Source organism: Sphingobacterium nematocida, from assembly GCF_900168125.1.
GTDB lineage: Bacteria > Bacteroidota > Bacteroidia > Sphingobacteriales > Sphingobacteriaceae > Sphingobacterium > Sphingobacterium nematocida.
The window spans coordinates 1-22,617 of sequence record NZ_FUZF01000013.1; the positions used below are offsets into that span (position 1 = coordinate 1).

The following is a 22,617-nucleotide window of genomic DNA, read 5'->3' on the forward strand; positions in this document are numbered from 1 at the left end:
GACCTGTTGATTGTCGATGACTTCGGGCTGGTAAATCTAGACCAGCAACAAAGGTTGGATCTAATGGAAATAATTGAAGATAGGCACGCTAAGGCATCGACCATAATTGCTAGCCAGTTACCTGTTGCCAGTTGGTATGATGTAATCGGAGAAGATACAATTGCAGATGCCATACTCGATAGGCTAATTCATGGCTCATATCGAATTGAGCTAAAAGGCGAAAGTCTAAGAAAAAAGAAGTAATATTGTCAGGTCATCAGTTGGACTGTAGAAATCCTCGACAGAGGGGTCAGTATGTCCAGCGGAGGGGTCAACATCACCATTATATCCAAAAGATATCAAGCATGATCTTTATGATGAAATGATGAAGCGTAAAATGGATAAAAGCACGCGTCAGGGTCTATACGACTTTTTAACATATTATGTGAATTTTGATAACCAACACATTTTGAGTATCTTTGAGCAAGAGATTAAAGAACAATTAGGAAGGAGCGACATTATGGGCACTCGAGAATATTTATTGGACAAGGCCAAAAAAGAAGGACTAGACAAGGGAATTCAGACTGGAATGGAAAAGGGAAAAATTCAAGGCAAAATCGAAATGCTTAAAGAATTAGGTTATTCGATCGTGGAAGTCTGCAAAAAACTTAGCTTGACTGAAGAGCAGGTTAAACCATATTATACAGGAGCATAATTAGCATTTTCATAACAAACATTATATTGAAAAAGCGTTTAGAATTTAAGTCTAAGCGCTTTTTTATGTTTTAGTCTTGTGTGCTTTCGGTTTCCATTACCTGCTGTCCTCCTCGGGAAGCGCCAAGGCTATAATAGGACGCTCGCAGTCGCTCAGGATTCCTCCTTACTTTTTATCCTCTTTTGGTTTTCTTCTGGTGTTGGCTAGCGAATACGTGCTTTTAATAGTTAGACACGAGCGAGGACGCTCGCGCGAGCAGGGGGAAATCTAAATAGCTAAAGCTTGTCTTTTAGTTCGTATCCAATCGGTTTTCTCTCTGTTACGGGCTGTTGCTTTTTGTCTACCATTTCGTCGAGGTACTGAAATACAACCTCTAAGTTTTTGTCCTGATTATCGAGTTTCTTTTTTATTTGTTCAATTTCTAATCGTAATTCAGAATAAGAATGGAGGCTTCTTCGCAGTTGTACAAATATCTCGATAAGCTTAATGCTCATTTTTGTCGCCAGCTCGCTCTTCAATACATTTGACAGCATTAGTACGCCATGCTCGCCGAATGCGTATGGCAATGAGCCTCCTAAGTGTTGTCGTGAAGGTATCGCATTTTGCGAGACCATGATATCGACTTCTTGTTCGGTAAGCTGAAACATAAAATGTTCGGGAAATTTTTCGATATTTCTACGGACTTGTTCTCTAAGTCGAAAGGGTTTTACACCATACAGGTCTGCCAAATCTCTATCCAGCATAATATTTTCATGTCGTAAAGAATAGATTTTACCGAATAATATCCCATCAGGGACTATAACCTCTTGAATAGATTTTGACATAATTTCCGATTGGTATCTTAGTTTATCTAAGGTCTCGCAAAATGCGATACCTTAAAGTTTCATTTATTGGTTCTAAAAATAGAAAGTGCCTTCTGATGTTCTTGTGTGAATCAGATGGTTGGATTTTATAACATAAAGATAATAAGTATATTATATATTGTCAATTATATCCAGTGTTATAGATGGTTAATCAAAATAATTCCTTAATTCTATGCTACAGGTAAATATAATACCACTCTCATGACACGATTAAAGAAAGATTAACATGGCTATTTGAATATTCGATGATTTCTATTTTCCTTTCTTCTCGTCCGCTGGAGGTGCCAAGGCTATAATAGGGCGCTCGCAGTCGCTCAGGATTCCTCCTTACTTTTTAGGCTCTTTTGGTTTTCTTCTGGAGTTGGCTAGCGAAGATACGTACTTTTAATAGTTAGCACACGAGCGAGGACGCTCGCGCGAGAAGGGGTAGAATTCCATTTCTTCAATGTTTTTACATCTTGAAAAAATCAGTAGATTGTTTGTCCAGCTAATTTCTCTCACCAGTGGTGAGAGTTCTGGAAACTTTTCGTAAGTCTCGTAAAATTGCTTCATTCTCCAGATATTCTTATCGGAGAAACCTTTTATTTCTGGCTCGTTTGTCTGTATGAAATTGGCCAATTCTGCTACTACAGAGTCCCCCCATTCAGATTGTTCAATTTTTCTGTATATATACTCTCCGATATTCCAATAGAGATTTATTAGTTCTGCATTCACGGCTTTTATAGCCTTGGTCCGTGATTGCTTGATTAATTGAATAATATCTGTAAAGCGATTGTCCATTGTTATTTCTATGTCTTTTTTCCTTGCTTAACTAAGTTTATTTCTTGCTTAACTAAATGGTTATCATGTTTTGTTTTTATAACTTATTGATTTTAAGTTTGTTGATTTGTTTGTTCAACCTTGCTTAGCGATACTTAATTCTTGCTAAAGCGTTAAAAAATTTTAGACTTCTATTTTTTCTTATTTCTCTTCCGCAGGTGGCACTAAACCTATAATAGGACGCTCGCCGTTGCCGTAGAAATATTCGAAAAGTTGGCTGGGGAGAATTCCTGATATTTTTGCTAGGGCGTAAACTTGAAATGGATAAAAGTCTGTATCATCGGTGTTGTTCCTAACACGACTTATCCTGCTACCACTGGAGCCAATAGCTGATGCTATTTCCCCATCATTTAGGCAGATGCCAGAAACAAAAATGGCAAACTTACTTGACAGTTTAGTTGATGGAGTAATTCCAGGATACACATAATCATCAAATAGACTTTCACAAACTTGATCGATATCTCCGTCAATATTCTTTAATGTAACATAGAACATTTTCCCAGCAAAGTTATCTCCGCCGTATTCCACAATTAGGTCTTGTATTTCAGATTTCTTATCTTCCTTGTCAGCTCTCGATAAATCACTGTCTTTGATTTTTTTATAAAGATATTCTCTAAATCGTTTTAATTTAAAATCCTTATAATCAGTGCTTTCTGTTTCTTTGTGAATATTTGTATTCATAAATGATTTTAATTAACTATATTTGTTGAGTAATCAGTTCGCTGATTGGAGTCTCGACAAAAAAAACTAGCAATTTTAATGACGCGAGACCACTAGGAGTTTTATCCCTACTTTGCTATCTTTGCGATGTGCGGGATAGGCTCCTGCTGGATGTCACGTCACGGTCTTTGCTAGTACCATTTTGTTGACTGAAAGCAGGAGCCTATCCTTTTTTAATGATCCTAGCTTTCTTCACGAGACTCTTTAAAATGTGTTACCAATTTTATAGACAACATGAAACAAAGAGAATCATTCACCAACAACAGTGTACAGCATTCGGCCCAAGGTCGAGACTGCTACCCAGCGCTAATCGTACTGATAAAGAACAAATGCTGTCCGCCGGAATAGAGCTTCCAAAACATTAAAAACCAACAAAGGGGTGCATAGACCTAGGTCTATCGCATAGTACATATTAAGGGCCTTGAAGGTCAATAATCAGTACGACTTTTATTGGTTTTTCCGACTTGTACAGATACGAATCCGACACAAGGCAGACGTGTTTTCCACACCTTTGGACTTAAGCAACCTAAAAGTAGGAAAATATAAATGCACTTGCAAGGATATGAATCAGAATCATATAGATTTTCTATAAAAAATAGGTCGGTTTTTATTCTTGTGCAGATGGGGAGTCACCAATTAATGAACCCATATGAGATACCGAATAGTCCTCGTCTGCCTTTCAATTTTATTTTTTAACCGTGTGGCCTGATCAAGGATTGGGTACGGTAGGATATTGATCGATTCCACCATCATTGGGTCACACCTAATGAACCAAAAATGAAACATTTTTTTTGGGGTGGTAATATATTGCCTTATCGGCGAGACAGTGACTGCTCAATAATTGAAAAAAAGGAATTACCATGTAGGCGTGCTTTAAGTCTCCTATATGTGTTTAGATACCTCCACTTCGGTCGGCATGACGCAACAAAAGTAGGAGGAGTGCTTTTAATAATATTCTGTGTGTTGTTTAGTCAGTCTGTATTTATACAGGCGGTCGCTCAGGAGCAGTCGAGGTTGGTACTTGTTGGGGAAGTGCGCTCGGCTGCCGATGGGCAGGCTATCGAGGGGGCATCTATCACTTTCGATAAGAAACATACGAGTACGGACAAGGCGGGAAGATTTACGATCAGTGTAGACAAGCCTACAGGAGTATTAATTATAAAACATATCGGATATAAGGAGCAACGGCTTGCCTATGAAAATACGTCTACATTTATAAAAGTACAATTACAGCCGAATGAGAATAATATAGAAGAGGTTGAGGTGGTATCCACGGGGTATCAGACAATACCGAAAGAAAGAGCTACGGGAAGTTTTTATAGCGTGGATCATAAACAGCTTGATAGTCGTGCATCGACCAATATCATCAACAAGTTAAATGGAATCGCTAGTGGACTGGTATTTAACAAGCAAGGTATCACAGGTCAGGACGAATTGCAGATACGTGGACGTAGTACCTTATTCGCTAATGAACAACCACTGGTGGTCGTTGATAACTTTCCTTTTGAAGGTAGTCTTAGTCAGATCAATCCTAACGATATTGCCGATATAGTGCTGTTGAAAGACGCCGCTGCAGCATCAATATGGGGCGTAAGGGCAGGTAACGGGGTGATTGTGATTACGACCAAGAAAGGAAGTAAATCGGATAAGCTTAATATCAGTTTTAACGCTAATAATTCCATAAGTGCTAAGCCTAATTTATTGTACAACCCCAACTTTATCTCTGCAAAAGATTTTATCGAATTTGAACGATTTTTGTTTGACAAGAATTATTATCAGGCTGATTTAATATCCAAAAGTAAAGCTCCTCTATCGCCTGTGGTGCAGCTGCTGTATGCACGCCGGGATAACAAAATTACAGATGAAGAGTTGAGAGATAGATTGGCTGCGTACCAAAACTACGATGTGCGTAGTGAAATAGGGCATCATTTGTACCGGCCTGCGCACAACCAGCAGTATGCCGTTCAGTTTTCAGGAGGAGCGACGAATTACAGATACCTCTTTTCAACAGGTTATGATCGCAATGATCTCCCTACAATCCGGGATTATAATGATAGGCTCACGCTTCGGTCCAGTAATCAATTTGACCTTTCGCAAGCACTTCAGATTGGGGTAGATTTTAATTTTGCTAAAACGGGAACCGCATTTAACAAAGGCGGTATTAATTTAAATACGGGAAATGGAAGGGGTATTTATCCTTATCTCCGATTGGCTGATGAGTATGGTAATCCCCTACAGATGGTCAAGGATTATCAACAGTCCTTTATTGATGATGCTACCAAAAATGGCTTCCTGGACTGGACTTATACCCCGCTGCGTGATATCGGTCTACATAGCGAATTGACCCGAGGACGGGATATCCGTATCGAACCCAGTATAAATTATCGTTTATTTGAGGGGTTAGAAATACAGGGTAAATATCTCTATCAGGATTTCAGGTCAGATCGCAATGAATTGGCTTCCCAAGACAGTTATTATACACGGGATCTGATCAATCGGTATGCCACAGTGAATACTGCGGGAGTAGTCACTAAACCGGATAATATTCCGGTGGGCAGTATTCTGGATGAGACCTATAGCGGATTTGTCTCACACAATCTTCGTGGACAGCTTCGCTTTTCGCGTACGATAGCTTCAGTCCATCAGATCGATGCCATTGCAGGTGCCGAACAGAAAATGCTTTCTAGAAATTCATCATCTCTACGAACTTATGGGTACAATGAGGATAACGGTTCGAGTAAACTGCTGGAATCTCCGCTTAAGAACTATGTCCTTTATCCTTCAGGAATGGGAGCACCCATACCCAGTATGCGTTCACTAGGAGGGGGCGAGGATAGGTTTAGGTCTTACTTCAGCAACATTTCTTACAGCTACGGTAATTATACTGTATCGGCAAGTGGTCGTATAGATCAGTCTAACTTTTTTGGCGTCAATGCCAATCAGAAATCAGTGCCTTTATGGTCATCGGGTTTTAAGTGGCGTGCCTCCAATGAGTCATTTTATTCTATACAATGGCTTCCAGAGCTTTCACTTCGGGCCACCTATGGCTATAATGGTAATTTAGACCGTTCATTGACAGGAGTGACCATTTTACGCTTTAATGCTGCACCTGCACCTATTTCTGGCTTGTCCTATGCCGATATCAATACGTTGGGCAACCCGGATCTCCGTTGGGAACGGATAGCAATGCTGAATCTGGGGCTCGACTTCGGGACGAAAGGCGGTTTGCTGCGGGGTAGCGTAGAGTATTTTAAGAAGAATGGAAAGGATATGATCGGTGATGCGCCAATGCCTCCGAGCTCGGGTGTGCAGAATTTTCGGGGCAACTATGCCGAGATAAGTGGACAGGGGCTGGATTTTGTATTAAAGCTTAACAAAAGCTTTGCGAAAGAGTTCCGATGGCAGTCGTCACTCCAATGGAGCTGGGCGACCGATAAAGTTAAAAAATACGAGACTTCTTTTGCGCCCGCACTCTATTTTGGAGCCAGTGGAAATACTTTTGATAAATATCCTATTGAAGGCTATCCTTTATACGCTGTATTCAGTATGCCATGGGCAGGTCTTGATCCTGCCAATGGTAATCCTAGAGGATACATTGGGGAGGTCGTGAGCGATGACTATGTAGCCTTGAATACGCCTGCATTGGAGGATATCCGGTACCATGGCCCAGCTAAGCCCGTTTATTTTGGGAATCTATTCAACGAATTATCTTATAAAGGATTTTATGCCTCGTTCAATATAGTGTATAAGCTGGGCTACTATTTCCGTCGTGGATCCATCAATTACAATTCACTTATCAACAATTGGTCTGGGCATCGGGATTTTGCGATCAGATGGGAGCAACCCGGTGATGAGTTGAGAACAAATGTCCCATCTATGCTGTACCCCAATAATACCAATAGAGATACTTTTTACCAGCGTGCCTCTGTATTGGTAGAGAAAGGCGACCATGTCCGCTTGCAATACATCAATTTGGGCTATGAGTTCAGGCCTAAGACAGGAAGCGATGTCCCATTCAATAGCCTTAGATTGTATACACAGCTGGATAATCTGGGTATACTCTGGAAAGCCAACAAACAGGGACTTGATCCCGATTTTCAAGCGTATGCTGGTGCCGCTGCGGTCAGTATACCTACTCCATTTGTATTCACCCTTGGTTTAAAAATAAATTATTGATTATGAATGTTCTAAAATATGGCGCATGCCTATTGCTATGGCTCATTACTTCTTGTCAGAATGAATGGCTAGATGTCAAACCTGTACAGTCTATGGTAATACCCAAGACGATAGCTGATTATGAAGCTGTTTTGGATAATGTTAGCCTTATGAATAGCGATTTTCCAGGAATGGGAGAGATTGCTGCTAATGATTTTCAGGTTGCAGATGCGATCTTTTCGCGATTGACCGAAAATGAACGTATCGCTTACCTGTGGTCGTTCAATCCTGCTTACACGTCAAATATGCTCTCCGAATGGAATTATGCATATGCCAGAATTCTTCGTGCAAATATAGTATTGGACGGTTTGGAGAAGATGAAAGGGGAATCGAATGCTACACAAAGGAAAGAATTAAAAGGCAGTGCATTATTCTTTCGTGCATTTAACTATTTCCAGCTAGCGCAGACATTTGCAAGTCCCTATGCAGCATCTGTCACAGACAAAGAATTGGGGTTGCCGCTTAGGTTGACTGCTAACGTCAATGAAAATGTAGGCAGGTCCAGTCTTAAGGGATTGTATGCGCAAATTTTAGATGACCTGACGGAAGCGAAGGATTTATTGCCCATGCATGTTATTTCTAAAACAAGACCGTCAAAATCCGCTGCTTACGCTTTGCTCTCACGTCTTTATTTTTCAATGAGTGATTATGACAATGCATTGATCTATGCAGATTCCTGCCTTTTAGAACACAACAGTCTGATGGATTTTAATGGTGATGGTGATATCAATCCCCAATTGACAAATCCAATCAAACAGATGAATCGAGAAACTTTATTCTTGGCAAGAATAGGTAATTACTCGGCATTTTCCCCAGCAACACTAATTGTTGATGAGTACTTGTACAAGCTATATGTCCCTCATGATCTGCGAAAAAAGGTGTTTTTTAGAGAAGATGGAACGTTGGTGAGGTATAAAGGAAGTTATGACGGTACACGCCTTTTGTTCTGTGGCCTATCTACGAGTGAAATACTGCTAAATAGAGCTGAATGCTATGCTAGAAAGGGATTGGTGGATAGTGCATTGGAAGATCTCAATGCGTTATTGAAGATGCGTATCGATAAGAACCACTTCCTTCCGATTTCAATTACAGATAAGGATATCCTTCTAAAGGAAATTTTGCTAGAGCGAAGAAAGGAACTTTGTTTTCGGGGATTAAGATGGTCAGACCTTAGGAGATTGAATCAAGATTACAAAACGGAAACCGTACTAACAAGAGAGCTCGCTGGAACGCATTATGAATTATTACCTGGCTCTGCCCGTTACACCTTTGCTATCCCTAATCAGGAAGTGTTATTGACTGGAATTGAACAGAATAATTAATACTAAAAATAAAATAAAAGAAATGAAAACAATAAAGTATGTATTGGGAATTTTGTTTGTCCTCAGTATAAATCTGGCTGTCGGCCAGATCAAGCCTTTAAAAATAGGAGATCAATTCCCCGAGGCAGGTCTGCACGAGGTTGTAGGGCGTGAGCAGGATTCTGTAGATTTTAAGGAATTTAAAGGGAAGCACATTATTCTTGACTTCTGGGCGACTTGGTGTGCGCCCTGTCTGGCCGGATTTCCAAAAATGAAAGCTATTCAGGAAAAATATATAGATAAATTAATGGTTATGCCGGTCACTTACGAAACGAAGGAGAAAATTGAGCAATTTTTCACGAGATCGGATATTGGTAAATTGGGCCTGATATCCATTGTCAATGATAATAACTTGAAGCGTTACTTTCCGCACCGTACCATACCGCACTATGTATGGATCGATGACAAAGGAAAGGTCGCTGCTATAACCGAATCGCAATATGTTACGCTCGAAAATGTGGAAAAATGGATAAAGGGGGTAACTATTTCTTTTCCTGTAAAACAGGAAGCCATGGAGTGGCTGAATGATAAAGAGCCTGTTTTTAGACTAGGAAATGTATTGCATAGTGATACCTTCAGTCGGTTGGAGCCTCTTCATGATAGCAGTATTAACTATTACTCTATCCTTACCAAAGGTAATATTCCAGGGGTATATGGTTCATTAGTTAGGGATTCAACAAGAGTTTCCTATACCAATACATCTGCGCAGAGTTTATTTAAATTAGCTTTCTCAGATTTTAACAGAGCATACTTGTATACAACTAGAGTGGTTTTTGAGAATCAAGATTCTTCTATGCTTACCAGTGGTGGGCTGCGTGGTCTGGCTTATGAAGAATGGCTTAAGAGTAATGGATTTTCGTATGAGCTACGTATGCCTAAGAAGATTGCCAATAAAATGTTAGAATATATGCAGCAGGACTTAAATCGATATTTTGGAGCCATGTATGGAATTGAAGGTCGACTGGAAGAAAGGGATTCTCCTGCATTGGTTTTGGTTTCAACAAATGAAGGAACACTTTCGAGGAGTACAAGTGATACTTCTATTTATAATGCAGACTTAGCAGGATTAAAAATCGTGAATAGAAAGCTATCTTGGTTGACGCACTATTTGACTTTTACCTTACAACATTTAAAATGCCCAATTTTGGACGAAACTGGTATTGATTTTCCGATTGATATACATTTGGAAGGTAGCCTGTCTAACTTAGAATCTATCAATATAGCTTTGAGCCCTTATAATCTTAAACTAGATGAAGTTATAAGGAAAGTTAGAGTTATTGTTATATCTGATATATAATAACCAAGCAGAGCCGGATAAAATATCCGACTCTGTTCGCCTCCTAAGACTTTTTTCTAAGGAGTGTAATCACCCTGTTTTTCTGCTGTTACGGGACCTAATGGATTTCCCGATCCATCGGCTCCTAAATCCGATGATCCATAACAATAGTTTGCTTCATTGATAGTACAATCCAATGCCCCAGGTTCTACAGTACCGATGTATTTCCAGATTGGACTAGCCATAGTGCCCTCATTTCTAAAGAAATGTTGCGTTTGTTTGCTGGTCTTTTCAACCGGAATACTTGTAAATGCCGAACCAACTACTGCCAGTCCTAATAATAATGCGCCAACTAGCGCTTTGCCCTTGTTTTTTTGTGAATTTTCCACGGCTTTAAATTTAGTTGTTTATAATTTTTTTGTCGGATGGCGTGTATGCCCAATATAAGCCAAAGTATGTTAAAGGCTAGGTGGGTACCCCATCCCATGCTTTCGATTACACCGCCACAACTACATAAGCGGTCTGGAACAAATAGCATCATTACTGCTAGGTATGCTGTAAATATGCCCATCAATATTGTGCTGCCCCGTAAGGAGTTGCGTTGATAACGGGGCAAGATCAGTCCGATCGCCAATAGGATTTCGAGCTGTGCCACGTCCCAGCCTATGGGTTGTGCATAGTTGCCTATATAGGGGATTTCTGCTATTCCCTTAATAAAGGTTTCCATTTTCCATAGTTTGCTGGATGCCGTATACATATAGAGCATAGCATAGCCATATACCGTGAAGTTGTATACCGGTTGGCTCAGATATCTCCGATACCAGCATAAAGTTTTGCCTAGCCTATCCACTATTGCCTGCTTGTACCTGAGTGTGATCATGTTTCTATTACTTATGTTCTACGTGATTGTGTTCAAAAGCTTTGCTGCCGCACTTTCTTTATACACCTAGGTACAGCTATCGCGGTGTGCCCTTTTGGTGAGCTTCCCCTTTTCATTGACACCTGGTATCGCCGATCCGCTGTACTTGCGTTTTGATATTTCAAAGGTAGGGGGCGTTTATTTCTTAAAATCGGGTCGTACGGTAGTATTTTATTTTTATCGGTTTATTTCTTTCTTCCTACTTTTGTACAAGGTTTTTGGATTGATATTTAGGTATTGCGCCAGCTGGTTGTTATTGAGGGTAGCGGGTATAGCGGGTATTTCGTATAGCGTCTCCCTGTAACGATCTGTGGCATTGCGCGCCATCACTCTGGACTTGATATCACCTATGGTAAATCGCCGCTGCCGCAGCACATTGATCAGTCGCATGATAGGGATTTGCTCGTCCATAAGTTCACACAGCAGCTGCAGATGGATCATAGCCACCTTGCTGTCTTTTAAAAAACGGATCTCGAGAGAATGGCTGTTATCGCTGTACTCATGCTTAGTGCCTGTAAATGTCTGTCCGGGCAATGTTGCCCAGTGCATATAAGGTGGTTCGTATTCGAAGTACTGATACGCACCGACCAGACCATCGATCACATAACACCAATACGGCTTCTGCTCGCCCTCGCTGCAGTATACCTTGTTTTTATTAAACTCCTGTATCTTGATATGGCGCAATAGTGCCTGGCTGGAGGCCTCGCATCGCAACAGTTGCTTGGTTTGGATCATAAATTTATCCATATTATTCGATTAAAAATAACAGCTGATCACCCTCTTTCTTTTATTGGGGCGGAGTGATCACTAGCGCCCCACTGTATTGTGAGGATACTTATTGTTCTTTAAGCATAGTTACTTTACAGTTCGTCATTCAGGTTTATAATATGCACGTACCGGCCTACCCGGAAATACGGCAAATTTTCTTTTATAGTGTTTCATTGTGCGCATCTTTTGTGTCCCCAATATGGCTTGTGTTTTTCTATGGGTGCCAAGTTACAGCGGGATCCTCCAGCGGTTTCGTGCCATAGATAACGCAAAATCAGCCGACTTAAACCATCATAACAGGTGTTTTTTTGCGAAAGCGACTGTAGCTCTGGATATTTCCAGGTATTCGGCTTGCTCTTTTTGGATGGTGGCTCGGTAAATGTCGGGAAGCAGTTGCGTAAACTTGACAAACCGCTTGGAGGGCGATTCTTCTTGGAGTAACTCCGTATGGATACGCATCTGCTTGAGCTTCTTTTCGCGCAGTACATTGAGGTAGTTTACGAATACGGGATCAATCGTTTTATAGGGGACGATCTTGCTATTGGGACTATATAGCAGCAAGCTGCGCTTTAGCGATACGATGTCGCCATTTAAGGGGGTTCTGCTCTCCATGTTGCTGGTATTGAGCAGCATGTTGCCGGGCAGACAGATCGATATGAGCTTTCGCTTACTATTTTCCTGTACAGTACTACGGGCCATCAGTCCTTCGACAAGGTAGAATGCAGCGGGTACAAAGTCGTGCAGCACATCCATTATTTTTTGTCCTTTTTTTAGTTCTAATAGTTCAGCATGTCTCCAGATCCACTCTTCGTGAAATTTTTCTGTAGCAACATACTTGTTCCATTGCGTCATGGCAAAGGTTACCGCTCTGCGGCATTTTGGGCTTTTTCTGTTCATAATCGGTCATTTAAAAAATAACCTAAGTTACCTCGGACATCCTCGTACGCCCAACTTTTGGGACATAAACCCCTGTTTTAGGGATCAACCTCCACCATTCCTGTGACGAATGCCCTTGGTCATAAGCTTTGTATCCTCCTGTCACGGTTTCCCGCCTTTAAGTCCCGCAATGAGGCGCAGCTAAAACTTATTTTTCACCTTCGTTATCGATAGCTATCACCTCTGGCCAGAGGAAACTCAAGGTGGATGTCCTTACCTGGTAAATGGACAAAATGGTTTTAGTTAAATAAAAAAATTATGTTACAGCTAATTATGGATTTCGCTGTGTCGCTAGGTACATTCGGCGGCGAATATATGGACTCCGATACCATGGGTCAACTCTTGAACGATGTGGTAGAGGCTGGTTCTAAATGTCGTATAGATCCTTTAGAACCTACAAACTAAAAAAATGTGTGGATTAGGGGAGGTAAAAGCAACCTCCCTTTTAAGCCTTTTATTATGAGCGAAATTCTTGGTAATCCTCTATTTGCGCTTTTCTGCGCTAATCTACAGTATTATTGGCCTTCACTTCCGGTTTCTTCTTACTGCCGGCTATACTCCGATTTGATACAGCGTCAGCATTTTTTGCTGCAGGACCAGCAGCTTCTCGACCTTTTTAGCAATGTGCATATACCTATTGAGCAACGTGAGCGAATCGTGGAGATGCGGCAGCAAAAGGGCATTATATTGACCTTTCATACGGGCGCTTACCGCGTATTGCCTCGACTATTATGCGAGTTAGGATTTAATATCGCATTGCTGGCTTCAGCCAAAGTACGCCAAGAGCAAATGGAGGGGCTCGGGTTACAGCACGCAGGTATACGACAGGTCGATTCCAAAACCGGCGATTTTATTATTTTGGATGCCGAGCAGGGTAGTAGCTTATTACAAGTACGTAAAGCATTACGAGATGGCTATCATATTTTAGTTTATGCCGATGGTAATACGGGAAGCCAGCAAAAGCAAAAGGATAATGGCCATAGCTTGGGTATTCCATTTTTTAAAAGATCTATTCTCCAGCGAACAGCGATAGCCTGCTTGTCTTATCGTTGGCAGTTGCCTATCTACAGTATACTTGGTAGCAAGAAGAATGAACAGATTTCTTTTAGTTTAGGCGAGCCTACGTTGTGGGATGAATACAGGGATGCGGAGACCTATTGCAAGATTCTTTACACCAGGTTATATGCAGATTTAGAGCGATTGATATGGGATGATCCGATGACCTGGGAGGGTTGGCGCTATGTGTTGCCTCGATCTAAGGGAAATGCTTATGTATGGAGTAAACGGTATTACGGGTGGAATACGAGTCGCTTGTGGCCATTATTTATGAATGGTACGTATTATGCGCTTGATAGTCAATATCTACATAGTCATACATTACATGTTAGGGCTTATGATCGCTTGTGCAGGGGCAAATCAAAATTGCTGTCAGGTTAGTCTATTCGTAATGTTGTTCTTACAATATAACGTTGTGTTTCAAACGGAGATTATGTAGTTTTACTATCTTGAAATAGTATAACCTCAAGCACTATCTACTTCCATGGCAAACATTTACCTTGTATTTGAACGGTACCGATATTGGATTACGGGTGTATTTTGGACGGCAGTCTGGCTCCTATATTCGCTGAAAAATTATAAGAAATTAGAGCTAGAGAGTTTCTTGCTTAGTGCGGTGCTGCTTATTCTATATGCACTATTTGCCTATACGATTGTTTATTTACTCGATGTTTTATTAGCTAAAAACAAGTTTGTTTTGGCTCCGGTTTTAGTTGTTTTCGTGTTCCCGATCGCATTGATCGTCGTTTATCTGTGGGTCTATCAGGTATTGCCTGTCATCGGGGTTTTTGTGTTTGAAAGAGAAGCTGCTTTTGATTTCAATGAATTTGTTACGACCGTAGGCACCGAATATGGAAAATTAGTATTGCTTTATATAACGCCCATCTGGTTGTTTAATTCATTGATAACACTGCTCCGCAGTTGGCAATCCTATCAGCGGGGCTTTGGTCTATTGAACGATCAAGTCAAGCGCAGCAGGATGTCCATGCACCTAGAACGTAATACGCTGAGCTTTATCCTGTACGTGACCCGTATTGGCCAGGCTGTCCACACCGCCACCCTATTGCATATGTACATTGATATCAAAGATTATATTGAAGAAGTTTCGCAGCTATCTCTTCCGGTCAAACCCATAAAAACCGAAATGGCTTATGTAGAGAAGATGCTTGATTTCTACTGCCTAAGGTATCAAAAGCAGGATGCCGTGCGACTTCAGGTAACTGGACGGTATTCGGGACAGATTATACCAGCTCTCGTATTACTGACCATCACTGAGAATGTAGGTACCTATGCCGATCTTACCCGCCCCGATGCGGTGTGCATTGAGCTTCTGCTACGTGATGATGGCTATACTTTTCGTGTCCGGAATATTAAAAGAAGCGGGAGAGTAGCTGTTACACATGCTACAGGTAGGGGCATGCAATTTGTCCGCGAGCAGCTGGATACACATCTTGACGGCAAGTACGATCTACAAGTTGTGGATATGGAGACCACATACCAATTGGAGTTAAAAGTTAACCTAAATCAGTAACCCTATGCAAGAGCGCGTAAAAAAGGTATTATTGCTGGATGATGAGCCGGCCCTATTGGATAAACATGCTGACCTGTTTAAGTTAATTCCTGGTTATGAAATTAAGACCGAGACCAACAGTATCCGGGCGATTGATTATGTCAAAAATAATCCCGTAGATCTACTGGTATTTGATGTGGAGATGCCTGGCTTGAACGGGCTAGAAATGCTTTCGCTCTTAAACCCCAGGCCTAAGCTTTTGATGGTGACAGGCTATGCAGATTATATAGTACCGGGCTACCTGGACGATGTGGATTATTGCTTGACAAAGCCGCTTCTGATACCTCACCTGCTCAAAGCACTCCATGTCATATTTAAAGAGGAGACGCACTCCAGCAAGGTATTGCGTCCCAAGCTTGTCATCAAAGACAAAGAGACCAATCATGAACTGCTACTCAGTGTGGATGAGGTGTCGGTCATCGAGGCCTCAAAAAATGATGTTAAAATTTATTTTATCGACGGCGGGTTGTATATGCAGCGCATGACGTTGGAAAAAATATATGAAAAATTGCCTAAAGACCGATTTGTGCAGATAAATCGCAGTTTTATTATCCATATCGAGAATCTAATAAGCCTCGATACCAAATTGTATAAAATACAGATGCGTGGTTACCGCGGATCGGTACGCGTCACCGATATTTACAGCGAGAGTTTCCTTGCGCTTTATAAACGCTTTCAATGATGTTCTTGATGGAGCCTGTTTTTCTATGCGAGTCTAAATCAAACACACTTAATCATTGTAATTATGGATTCTTTAGAAAGTATGGTCAATCAAAACGACCGATTTTATTTTTTAGTTATGGAGCTGTTCGAGTGGTTGAAGACGCAGTTTGCGCCTAATACCCGATGTCCCGCTTGCCTGTCCCGCTATGGGGCGCAGACCATGCATGTGCCCACTGCAGACTGTGAGATCCATGTCGATAAGCGCCGTGTTGTACATATCCGCGATCTGGTACTGGCCCAGGGCGACTGGCTCATGGATACCGTCGAGGCACTCGATGTATTGGGGTTTTCCCGGGGTACACTGGTATCCCACCGTGACGAAGGCCTGCTTACCGAAGTACGGATCGGCAAGAAAGGGGGTGGCGTACGCTTTATCTCCAGTGAGGTAGCCAAGCTCCGGGAATGGTATTCGGTACGCAAGGGGAAGGTTTAGTTAGTTTTAGATAGGAGATGAGGTGATGAAGGTTAAGAAGGTGATGGGAGTTAATGAGGTTGATAAAGTTGATAAGGGTGATAAAGATAATGGCGGTTAAGTTAACCGCCATTAAGTTATTCTATAAGTATGGTCATATAATAGCAGTTAGAAGATTACATCACAAGAAACGGGCAAATGGTCCGAAGGGTAGCGTGATGAACCATACTGGTCTGCATATACCTCGTAGTTTTTAACCTCTATATTCTTACTCACAAAAATGTAATCGATACGTCCCTCGGGCGTGCCCTCAAAATTACCACCGCCCAGATTGGTGTCTTCAAATCCCTTTGTGCCATTTTCACTCGCTTCAAATGTATCTTGCAAGGAAACTTTTATAGCCTGTATCTGGCTTGTTTCGGGGGTAGAATTGAAGTCACCTACACATAATACAGGAGCATCACCTGCTATATCCTTTATCTTGGAGACCAGCACGGGGCCGGACGCTTGCTTCGCCCTATGATAGCGCCAGTAAAAATGCGCATTGAAAAAGTAAAATAAACGACCTGTATTCTTATCCCGTATTTTTGCCCACTGGCAGATACGCCTGTCGGTCGCGTCCCAGCCGATACTAGGCACATCAGGCGTCTCACTCAACCAAAATACGCCGTGCTGGACTAACTCGAAACGGTCTTTCTTGTACAGGATCGAGCAGGTGTGCAGATCTCCTTTGCCGCCATATGGCTGTGCTATATAATCGTATCCGGGCAGCAACGTTTTCAGCTGTGCCATCTGTATCGTATCTCCCTCTTGGGTACCAAAGATTTCAAAGCCATGTTCGAGGATCACCTGCGCCACAGCCTGCTTGCGCTGATCCCATCCATTGCCGGTGGTCTCGTCTGCTGCAGCACGATACCGTATATTGTAGGTGGCCGCCCGAAAACTCACCTTATCCGAGAGGGTTTGGCCTAATAGGGAGGTATGACCTAAAAAGACACTAAATAGTAATAACGCAATCTGAATCGTAATTTTCATTTTCATTAATTATCTTTCAACCAATTCTTTGACTTCCTCGCCAAAGTTATCCATTTTTGACTTCTTTATTCCGAACAGCTGCCCCCATTTGAAAAATGTACCAATGAACACAATACCCATCAGTAGCATTGCCACACCCGCCAAAGAAGCTAGCAGGTACTGCTGTTGTGGTAGATAGATCTCCACAATCTGTACATAACCTGCCCAAAAGGTGATAATAGCCATAAATATTCCCGGTATCGCCGCACAAAGTGCGTAATTTTTTCTATTCATTCGAATGAGCATAGTCGTACAAACTATCAGTCCACAGGCTGCAAGCAATTGATTGGATATCCCAAATAGGGGCCAGATGCTGCTCACATTGCCGGTGTAGACCAAGTATCCCCAGGAGAAAGTGAATACGGCACTGCAAAAAATTATGCCGGGCCACCAATTCTTATCTTTAAATGCGGGAAAAACAGAGCCGAGCATTTCCTGTAGAAAAAAACGCCCCACCCGCGTGCCCGCATCGATAGCGGTCAAAATAAATACCGCTTCGAACATAATGGCAAAATTGTACCAGTAGGCCATCACATTGTCCATGAAGGGCACCTTATCAAATATATGTGCCATACCCACGGCTAAGGAGACCGCTCCTCCAGTCCGGCCATAAAGATCGACTCCAATTTTGTCTATAAAATGCGGTAAATCCACCGCATTTAACTCGGGATGCAATGCCAGAAAAGCCTCGTACGAAGCTACCGGTGTATTGATCGCAAAATAGTCGCCAGGCAGCAGGGTACAGGCTGCGATTAATGCCATTAGGGCTACAAAACCCTCGACAAGCATAGCGCCGTATCCCACAAAAAGTATTTCACGTTCATTGCCGATCATTTTTGGGGTTGTGCCGGTAGCGATAATGGCATGGAAGCCAGAAATAGCGCCACAGGCTATTACAATAAAGATAAAGGGCAATACCGGCCCCCCTATGATAGGCCCGCCACCGTGTACAAAACTGGTCAGTGCCGGCATCTGTATCGTCGGGGCAACAAATATAATGCCTATAGCGAGCATCAGAATCGTTCCGATTTTGAGGTAGGTAGAGAGGTAGTCTCGAGGTACCAACAGCAGCCAGATGGGGAGTACGGATGCCAAAAAACCATAGACGGCAATCGCTATGGATATGGTGCCTATACGCCAATTGAAAAGATTGGCAATGGCAGGTATTTCCATCAGATGATGTCCGGAGATAATCCCAATAAACAATAATATGCCGCCCAAAATACTGGCAAAAGTGACAGAGCCTTCCCGAAAACGCATAATCAATCCCATAAGTAGGGCAATAGGCATCGTAAGGATAATGGTAAACAAGGACCAGGGGGCTTCGTGCATGGCGGATATGCAGGCTAGAGATAATCCAGCTAAGGTCAGGATCAGAATAAAGAGCACGGCCAATCCGGAAATGGTACCGATGGGTCTAGAAATTTCTTTGGCGGCGATGCTCGCTAGACTCTCACCTTTATGCCTTACCGAGGCAAATAGTACTACCATGTCGTGCACCCCGCCTCCCAGTACGCAGCCGATCAATATCCATAGTGCACCCGGAAAGTAGCCAAACTGCGCTGCCAATACCGGACCTACCAAAGGTCCCGCAGCTGCAATAGCTGCAAAGTGATGTCCAAAAAGCACTTTTTTGTCGGTGCGCACATAATCCTGTCCATCCGCAAATTCTACTGCAGGGGTCACCCTGTTTGCATTCAACCGCAATACCTTATTAGCGAGAAAAATTCCGTAAAAACGGTAGGCAATAGCGAAAATAAGCAAACTGCTAAAAACGAGCGTTAGGGCATTGATGCCGTTAAGAAATTCCATGTGTCTATTTTTAAGAACAAACCGAAAATCTTTTACTAGAAGAAGATTTTCGGTTCAGCTGCTATTTTAGTTATTTTTTCGGTTGAGCGAGGATCTGGCCTTGCTTCAGAAGTTCCATTTTTAATTTACCATAATCCACGGCCTGCACCGATGTATCTTCATCGATGGCATGCGTTGCGACAATAGCTGCACTCTGCCCCAAAACCATAAAGACAGGCTCCATCCGTATCGATCCGAAAGCGATATGCGAAGCAGAGAGTGATACCGGCACGATTAGGTTAGTACACTCTGTTTTTTGGGGTACGATAGCACGAAGTGAAACAGGATAAGGAGCAAATCCTCCGACCTCCACATTCCCTTCATTTTTGACCATCCCATTCACCACGATACGTTGGGTGTTATGACTGTCCATCCCATAGGCTGCCATTCCCACTGGATCGTTTACGACTTCGTGTCCAACGCAGTTGTGCTCGGTCATTACATACTCGCCCAACATTCTTCTGCCTTCACGAATATACAATTGTGGGGTAAAATGTCCATTCTTTACGTACTCGTCTTTCGGATAGCCCCAGTTTGCAATAAACGCGCTAAATGCCGCAGGGACACGCTTGTCGGTCAGATAAAAATACAATAACCCCTTTGTGTAAGACTCATGCTCTTCAAATATTTTTTTCCGTTCATCAAAACTTGCTTCTGCCCAATTGTGGTTTGCGCCGATCATATCGGTAGAGAAAGCACCTCGGTTGTTGATATCTGTTTTTCGTTTAGGCATTCTGCTCCAGATAAAGTAGCGATCAAGTTTATCATCCGGTTGAGCTTCAAATAGGCGTGCTAATAGCTCATATTTCTTTACGTCATAGCCCTTGGGTTTGGTAATCGGAATTCTGTTTTCCACACTGTCAGTTAGACAGATGCGAAAATTATAAGCCTGTACCAGCTTATCGCCACTGCCGGTAGGAGTAGCTTTATTGTCACTGATGCCCCACACCAATCCGCTCGATGGGTTATCGGCCACAACATACGGACTCACACCATCAGGAAATTGATGAAAGCCAGATTTTTTGCGATATTCGGGCAAGTGAAAGCCGCTCAGGGTTTCTCCGTACAGGTCATTATTTTCACGGCCTACTGTATAGGAGACTTTAGCCATCGCCATCAGATCTCCTTCATACGTGCAGTCTAAAAATACTTTTGCAGCTATACGCTTTTTCTTACGGCTGGATCCAAAAGTGTTTACTAGCGTGACCGACACTATAGCAGCCCCTTCTTTTTCAACCGTTTCGATACGTTTATTAAAAATAATAGGCACATCGGATTCTTTTAGGTAGTCATTGAATATTTTTAATGCAGCTTTGGGTTCAAAGGTCCAAATTTCTTTTTCGCCGTAGATTTGTCCCAATCGTTGATAAAAGTCTCTTGAATAACCGCCGATTACCTGCTTGTTGCCGATATCTGTCGCTCCAAGTCCTCCGGACGATAACCCACCAATATGTTCATCTGTCGCAATCAGCACCACGGATTTTCCCATTTTTCGGGCGGTATGTGCAGCTATGACACCAGATGATGTCGCGCCATAGATGCATATGTCATATTGATCTGTATCTTTTGATGCCCAGCTCTCTAGTGGGAGTACTGCCCATAAAATAAGTATGCTTAAAATAATTCTTTTCATTTCGTTTTTATTAAATAGTTCTTAACCTTGAAGATATAGTCGTTTAATAGTTCGGGTTTTGTTCTAACTTCGTGTTTACTTCCCTTTCTAACCTTGGAATTGGCCATAAATAATTCTTCTTTTCATCGAAGGTTCGAGTTTCGATCACCCGCATTTTTTCGGCATTGGATACCTTCTCATAGTGTGGTGTGCCATTTTCATCGATCACAGGTGCTGACGCAAGAAAGGCATTACGGATTCTTCCTAATAGCTTACCAGGGATCACTTGATGGGCTATTTTCCACCTTCGGATGTCAAAAAGCCGCAATCCCTCGGCAGCGAGTTCGTACTTTCTTTCTTTGCGCACTATGGAGCGAAGCTCTTCTTGAGATTTGCCCGTTTGGATAGGGGGCATATTCACAGTAGGGCGCTGCCGTACGGTATTAATGGCATCGTACACGGACTGATCAAGCTGGTTTTGTTCAATTTTGGCTTCGGCATAATTCAACAATACCTCTGCATATCGGAAGGCTATGATATTGATGTCCGAATTTGCCGGGTCATCCTTATCGGCTACGTCCGCATATTTTCGCCATAGGTAGCCTGAAAAAGTGGCATACGCATTGGTCACATCTGTATTCGATACCCGCGTCGCCGGATTGGTATTGTAATTCCAGGTTTTGAGGCTGTCTGGATGTGTCTCAAACATATAATTGATAAATACGGTCTGCGGGAGGACAATAGATTGTGTCAATCTTGGATCTCGATTCTCAAACGGTTTTTGAGGGTTGTATCGCGGTGATTTGTCTATCGAAAGACCATCAGTACACTCGTACGAATCTACCATGGACTGCACGGGGATCTTGCCTGAAAATCCCTTGGCTAGACGCGAGAAAAACTGTAAGGATATGGCATGCACCTGGAGCCCTTTTTGATATTGAATGGACCATATGATCTCATCGGATTTTTCGCCTACATAAGAGAATAGTTCTCCGAATTTTGGGTGTAGCTTATAGGTGCCGAGATCCATCAGCGCTTTGGCCGCCATAGCCGCCTCATCCCATCGTTCATTGAACAGGGCCACTCTGGATTTTAGTGCTAGGGCTGCACCTTGATTCGCGCGCCCCTTATTGGATAAGTTCGTTACTTTTAATAGGTGGGGCTCTATCTGATCGAGCTCGTCGAGTACAAAATTTGTTACTTCTTCTTTTGTCGATCGGGCTACCTGCGACTCGGATAGGGGTAATACCTTGGTGATCAGGGGTACGCCTCCATATAGCTCGTTGAGGTAGGAATAAAAATAGGCTCTTAAGAAGCGGGTTTCCGAAATTAACTGGTTGTATTTTGCCTCGGCTACGATCGCTTTGATGCCCTCTGCTTTGTCCAGAATATTGTTGCACCGTGCTATTCCTTTGTAAAGTTGATTCCAGATAGCGCTCGTATAACCATTGTCCGGATTTCCTAAACCTAAACCTAGATACTGCAGATCGTTTGTATTGCGATCCCACCCGATGTCGGACGCATAATCGAAGGTGAGTGACATAGGTAGCCCCGAATATGAATACCATAAAGCGTTATAAGCACCGGTGACGGCCATCTCTAGTTCTGCCTCGTTGGTCAGGAATGTCTCATTGGAAGGGCTGTCTAAGGGATACCGCTCCAAATATTCGCTATTGCAGGAAGTAAAGGTCAGCATTACTATGCCAACGATGTATAGGTATGTTTGCTGTTTCATTGTTTTCGTCATT

At 42.4% G+C, this 22,617-nt stretch carries 21 protein-coding genes; 10 read left to right on the forward strand and 11 right to left on the reverse strand.

The window, feature by feature from the left end; translation table 11 throughout:
• Positions 1 to 243, forward strand: a 243-nt coding sequence (locus B5X76_RS13845; protein WP_176141073.1) for an ATP-binding protein, incomplete at its 5' end; no start/stop codon positions are given.
• 118 nt (positions 244 to 361) lie between these two features.
• Positions 362 to 694 (forward strand): RpnC/YadD family protein, encoded by a 333-nt coding sequence (locus B5X76_RS13850; protein ID WP_139375320.1) that lies wholly within the window; start codon positions 362 to 364, stop codon positions 692 to 694.
• A 275-nt stretch (positions 695 to 969) separates the two neighbouring features.
• Here the strand turns inward: B5X76_RS13850 and B5X76_RS13855 are convergent, their stop codons facing one another.
• From B5X76_RS13855 to B5X76_RS13865, 3 genes are all read right to left on the reverse strand, one after another.
• Complete coding sequence (locus B5X76_RS13855) at positions 970 to 1,518, reverse strand: ORF6N domain-containing protein (protein WP_079643857.1); 549 nt, start codon at positions 1,516 to 1,518, stop codon at positions 970 to 972.
• Between the two features lie 423 nt (positions 1,519 to 1,941).
• Positions 1,942 to 2,337, reverse strand: a complete 396-nt coding sequence (locus B5X76_RS13860; protein ID WP_217699659.1) for a DUF1016 N-terminal domain-containing protein — start codon at positions 2,335 to 2,337, stop codon at positions 1,942 to 1,944.
• 180 nt (positions 2,338 to 2,517) lie between these two features.
• Positions 2,518 to 3,057 carry a hypothetical protein gene (locus B5X76_RS13865; RefSeq protein WP_079643859.1) on the reverse strand — a complete coding sequence of 180 codons (540 nt, stop codon included), beginning with the start codon at positions 3,055 to 3,057 and terminating at the stop codon, positions 2,518 to 2,520.
• Positions 3,058 to 3,984: 927 nt separating this feature from the next.
• Between B5X76_RS13865 and B5X76_RS13870 the strand changes: the two genes are divergently transcribed.
• Genes B5X76_RS13870 through B5X76_RS13880 form a run of 3 tightly spaced genes read left to right on the forward strand, consistent with a single transcriptional unit; the run spans position 3,985 to position 9,969 of the window.
• Positions 3,985 to 7,272, forward strand: coding sequence for a SusC/RagA family TonB-linked outer membrane protein (locus B5X76_RS13870; RefSeq protein ID WP_176141074.1), 3,288 nt, complete (start codon positions 3,985 to 3,987; stop codon positions 7,270 to 7,272).
• Between the two features lie 2 nt (positions 7,273 to 7,274).
• Positions 7,275 to 8,633: a RagB/SusD family nutrient uptake outer membrane protein gene (locus B5X76_RS13875; RefSeq protein ID WP_079643863.1), complete on the forward strand. Its 1,359-nt coding sequence runs from the start codon at positions 7,275 to 7,277 to the stop codon at positions 8,631 to 8,633.
• Positions 8,634 to 8,655: 22 nt separating this feature from the next.
• On the forward strand, positions 8,656 to 9,969 hold the full coding sequence (locus tag B5X76_RS13880) for a TlpA family protein disulfide reductase (protein WP_139375321.1): 1,314 nt from the start codon (positions 8,656 to 8,658) through the stop codon (positions 9,967 to 9,969).
• Between the two features lie 56 nt (positions 9,970 to 10,025).
• On the opposite strand, the gene B5X76_RS13885 is transcribed toward B5X76_RS13880, so the two are convergent.
• The 4 genes from B5X76_RS13885 to B5X76_RS13900 all read right to left on the reverse strand — a co-directional run bounded on the left by B5X76_RS13885 (position 10,026) and on the right by B5X76_RS13900 (position 12,532).
• Positions 10,026 to 10,337, reverse strand: a complete 312-nt coding sequence (locus tag B5X76_RS13885) for a hypothetical protein (protein ID WP_079643867.1) — start codon at positions 10,335 to 10,337, stop codon at positions 10,026 to 10,028.
• On the reverse strand, positions 10,301 to 10,828 hold the full coding sequence (locus tag B5X76_RS13890) for a MauE/DoxX family redox-associated membrane protein (protein WP_079643869.1): 528 nt from the start codon (positions 10,826 to 10,828) through the stop codon (positions 10,301 to 10,303). Before B5X76_RS13890 ends, B5X76_RS13885 begins: the two co-directional genes overlap by 37 nt.
• A 216-nt stretch (positions 10,829 to 11,044) precedes the next feature.
• A complete protein-coding gene (locus B5X76_RS13895; RefSeq protein WP_079643871.1) occupies positions 11,045 to 11,614 on the reverse strand; it encodes a cyclic nucleotide-binding domain-containing protein in 570 nt (189 codons plus the stop codon).
• Between the two features lie 312 nt (positions 11,615 to 11,926).
• Positions 11,927 to 12,532 carry a cyclic nucleotide-binding domain-containing protein gene (locus B5X76_RS13900; protein WP_139375322.1) on the reverse strand — a complete coding sequence of 202 codons (606 nt, stop codon included), beginning with the start codon at positions 12,530 to 12,532 and terminating at the stop codon, positions 11,927 to 11,929.
• A 297-nt stretch (positions 12,533 to 12,829) separates the two neighbouring features.
• Between B5X76_RS13900 and B5X76_RS22015 the strand changes: the two genes are divergently transcribed.
• From B5X76_RS22015 to B5X76_RS21720, 5 genes are all read left to right on the forward strand, one after another.
• Positions 12,830 to 12,976 (forward strand): hypothetical protein, encoded by a 147-nt coding sequence (locus B5X76_RS22015; RefSeq protein ID WP_176141075.1) that lies wholly within the window; start codon positions 12,830 to 12,832, stop codon positions 12,974 to 12,976.
• 54 nt (positions 12,977 to 13,030) lie between these two features.
• Complete coding sequence (locus tag B5X76_RS13905; RefSeq protein ID WP_079643875.1) at positions 13,031 to 14,008, forward strand: lysophospholipid acyltransferase family protein; 978 nt, start codon at positions 13,031 to 13,033, stop codon at positions 14,006 to 14,008.
• Between the two features lie 103 nt (positions 14,009 to 14,111).
• On the forward strand, positions 14,112 to 15,158 hold the full coding sequence (locus B5X76_RS13910; protein ID WP_079643877.1) for a hypothetical protein: 1,047 nt from the start codon (positions 14,112 to 14,114) through the stop codon (positions 15,156 to 15,158).
• A gap of 4 nt (positions 15,159 to 15,162) precedes the next feature.
• A complete protein-coding gene (locus tag B5X76_RS13915) occupies positions 15,163 to 15,879 on the forward strand; it encodes a LytR/AlgR family response regulator transcription factor (RefSeq protein ID WP_079643879.1) in 717 nt (238 codons plus the stop codon).
• Between the two features lie 294 nt (positions 15,880 to 16,173).
• Positions 16,174 to 16,353: a hypothetical protein gene (locus B5X76_RS21720; protein ID WP_139375323.1), complete on the forward strand. Its 180-nt coding sequence runs from the start codon at positions 16,174 to 16,176 to the stop codon at positions 16,351 to 16,353.
• A gap of 147 nt (positions 16,354 to 16,500) precedes the next feature.
• Here B5X76_RS21720 and B5X76_RS13925 read toward each other — a convergent pair whose 3' ends face one another.
• The 4 genes from B5X76_RS13925 to B5X76_RS13940 form a co-directional block, all read right to left on the reverse strand.
• Positions 16,501 to 17,373, reverse strand: coding sequence for an endonuclease/exonuclease/phosphatase family protein (locus B5X76_RS13925; RefSeq protein WP_079643883.1), 873 nt, complete (start codon positions 17,371 to 17,373; stop codon positions 16,501 to 16,503).
• A 3-nt stretch (positions 17,374 to 17,376) separates the two neighbouring features.
• The gene (locus B5X76_RS13930) at positions 17,377 to 19,218 is read right to left on the reverse strand and encodes a carbon starvation CstA family protein (RefSeq protein WP_176141076.1); all 1,842 of its coding nucleotides are present in this window, start codon (positions 19,216 to 19,218) and stop codon (positions 17,377 to 17,379) included.
• A 70-nt stretch (positions 19,219 to 19,288) separates the two neighbouring features.
• Positions 19,289 to 20,890, reverse strand: a complete 1,602-nt coding sequence (locus B5X76_RS13935) for an FAD-dependent oxidoreductase (RefSeq protein ID WP_079643885.1) — start codon at positions 20,888 to 20,890, stop codon at positions 19,289 to 19,291.
• A 43-nt stretch (positions 20,891 to 20,933) separates the two neighbouring features.
• Complete coding sequence (locus tag B5X76_RS13940) at positions 20,934 to 22,604, reverse strand: RagB/SusD family nutrient uptake outer membrane protein (protein ID WP_176141077.1); 1,671 nt, start codon at positions 22,602 to 22,604, stop codon at positions 20,934 to 20,936.
• Positions 22,605 to 22,617: the final 13 nt, after the last annotated feature.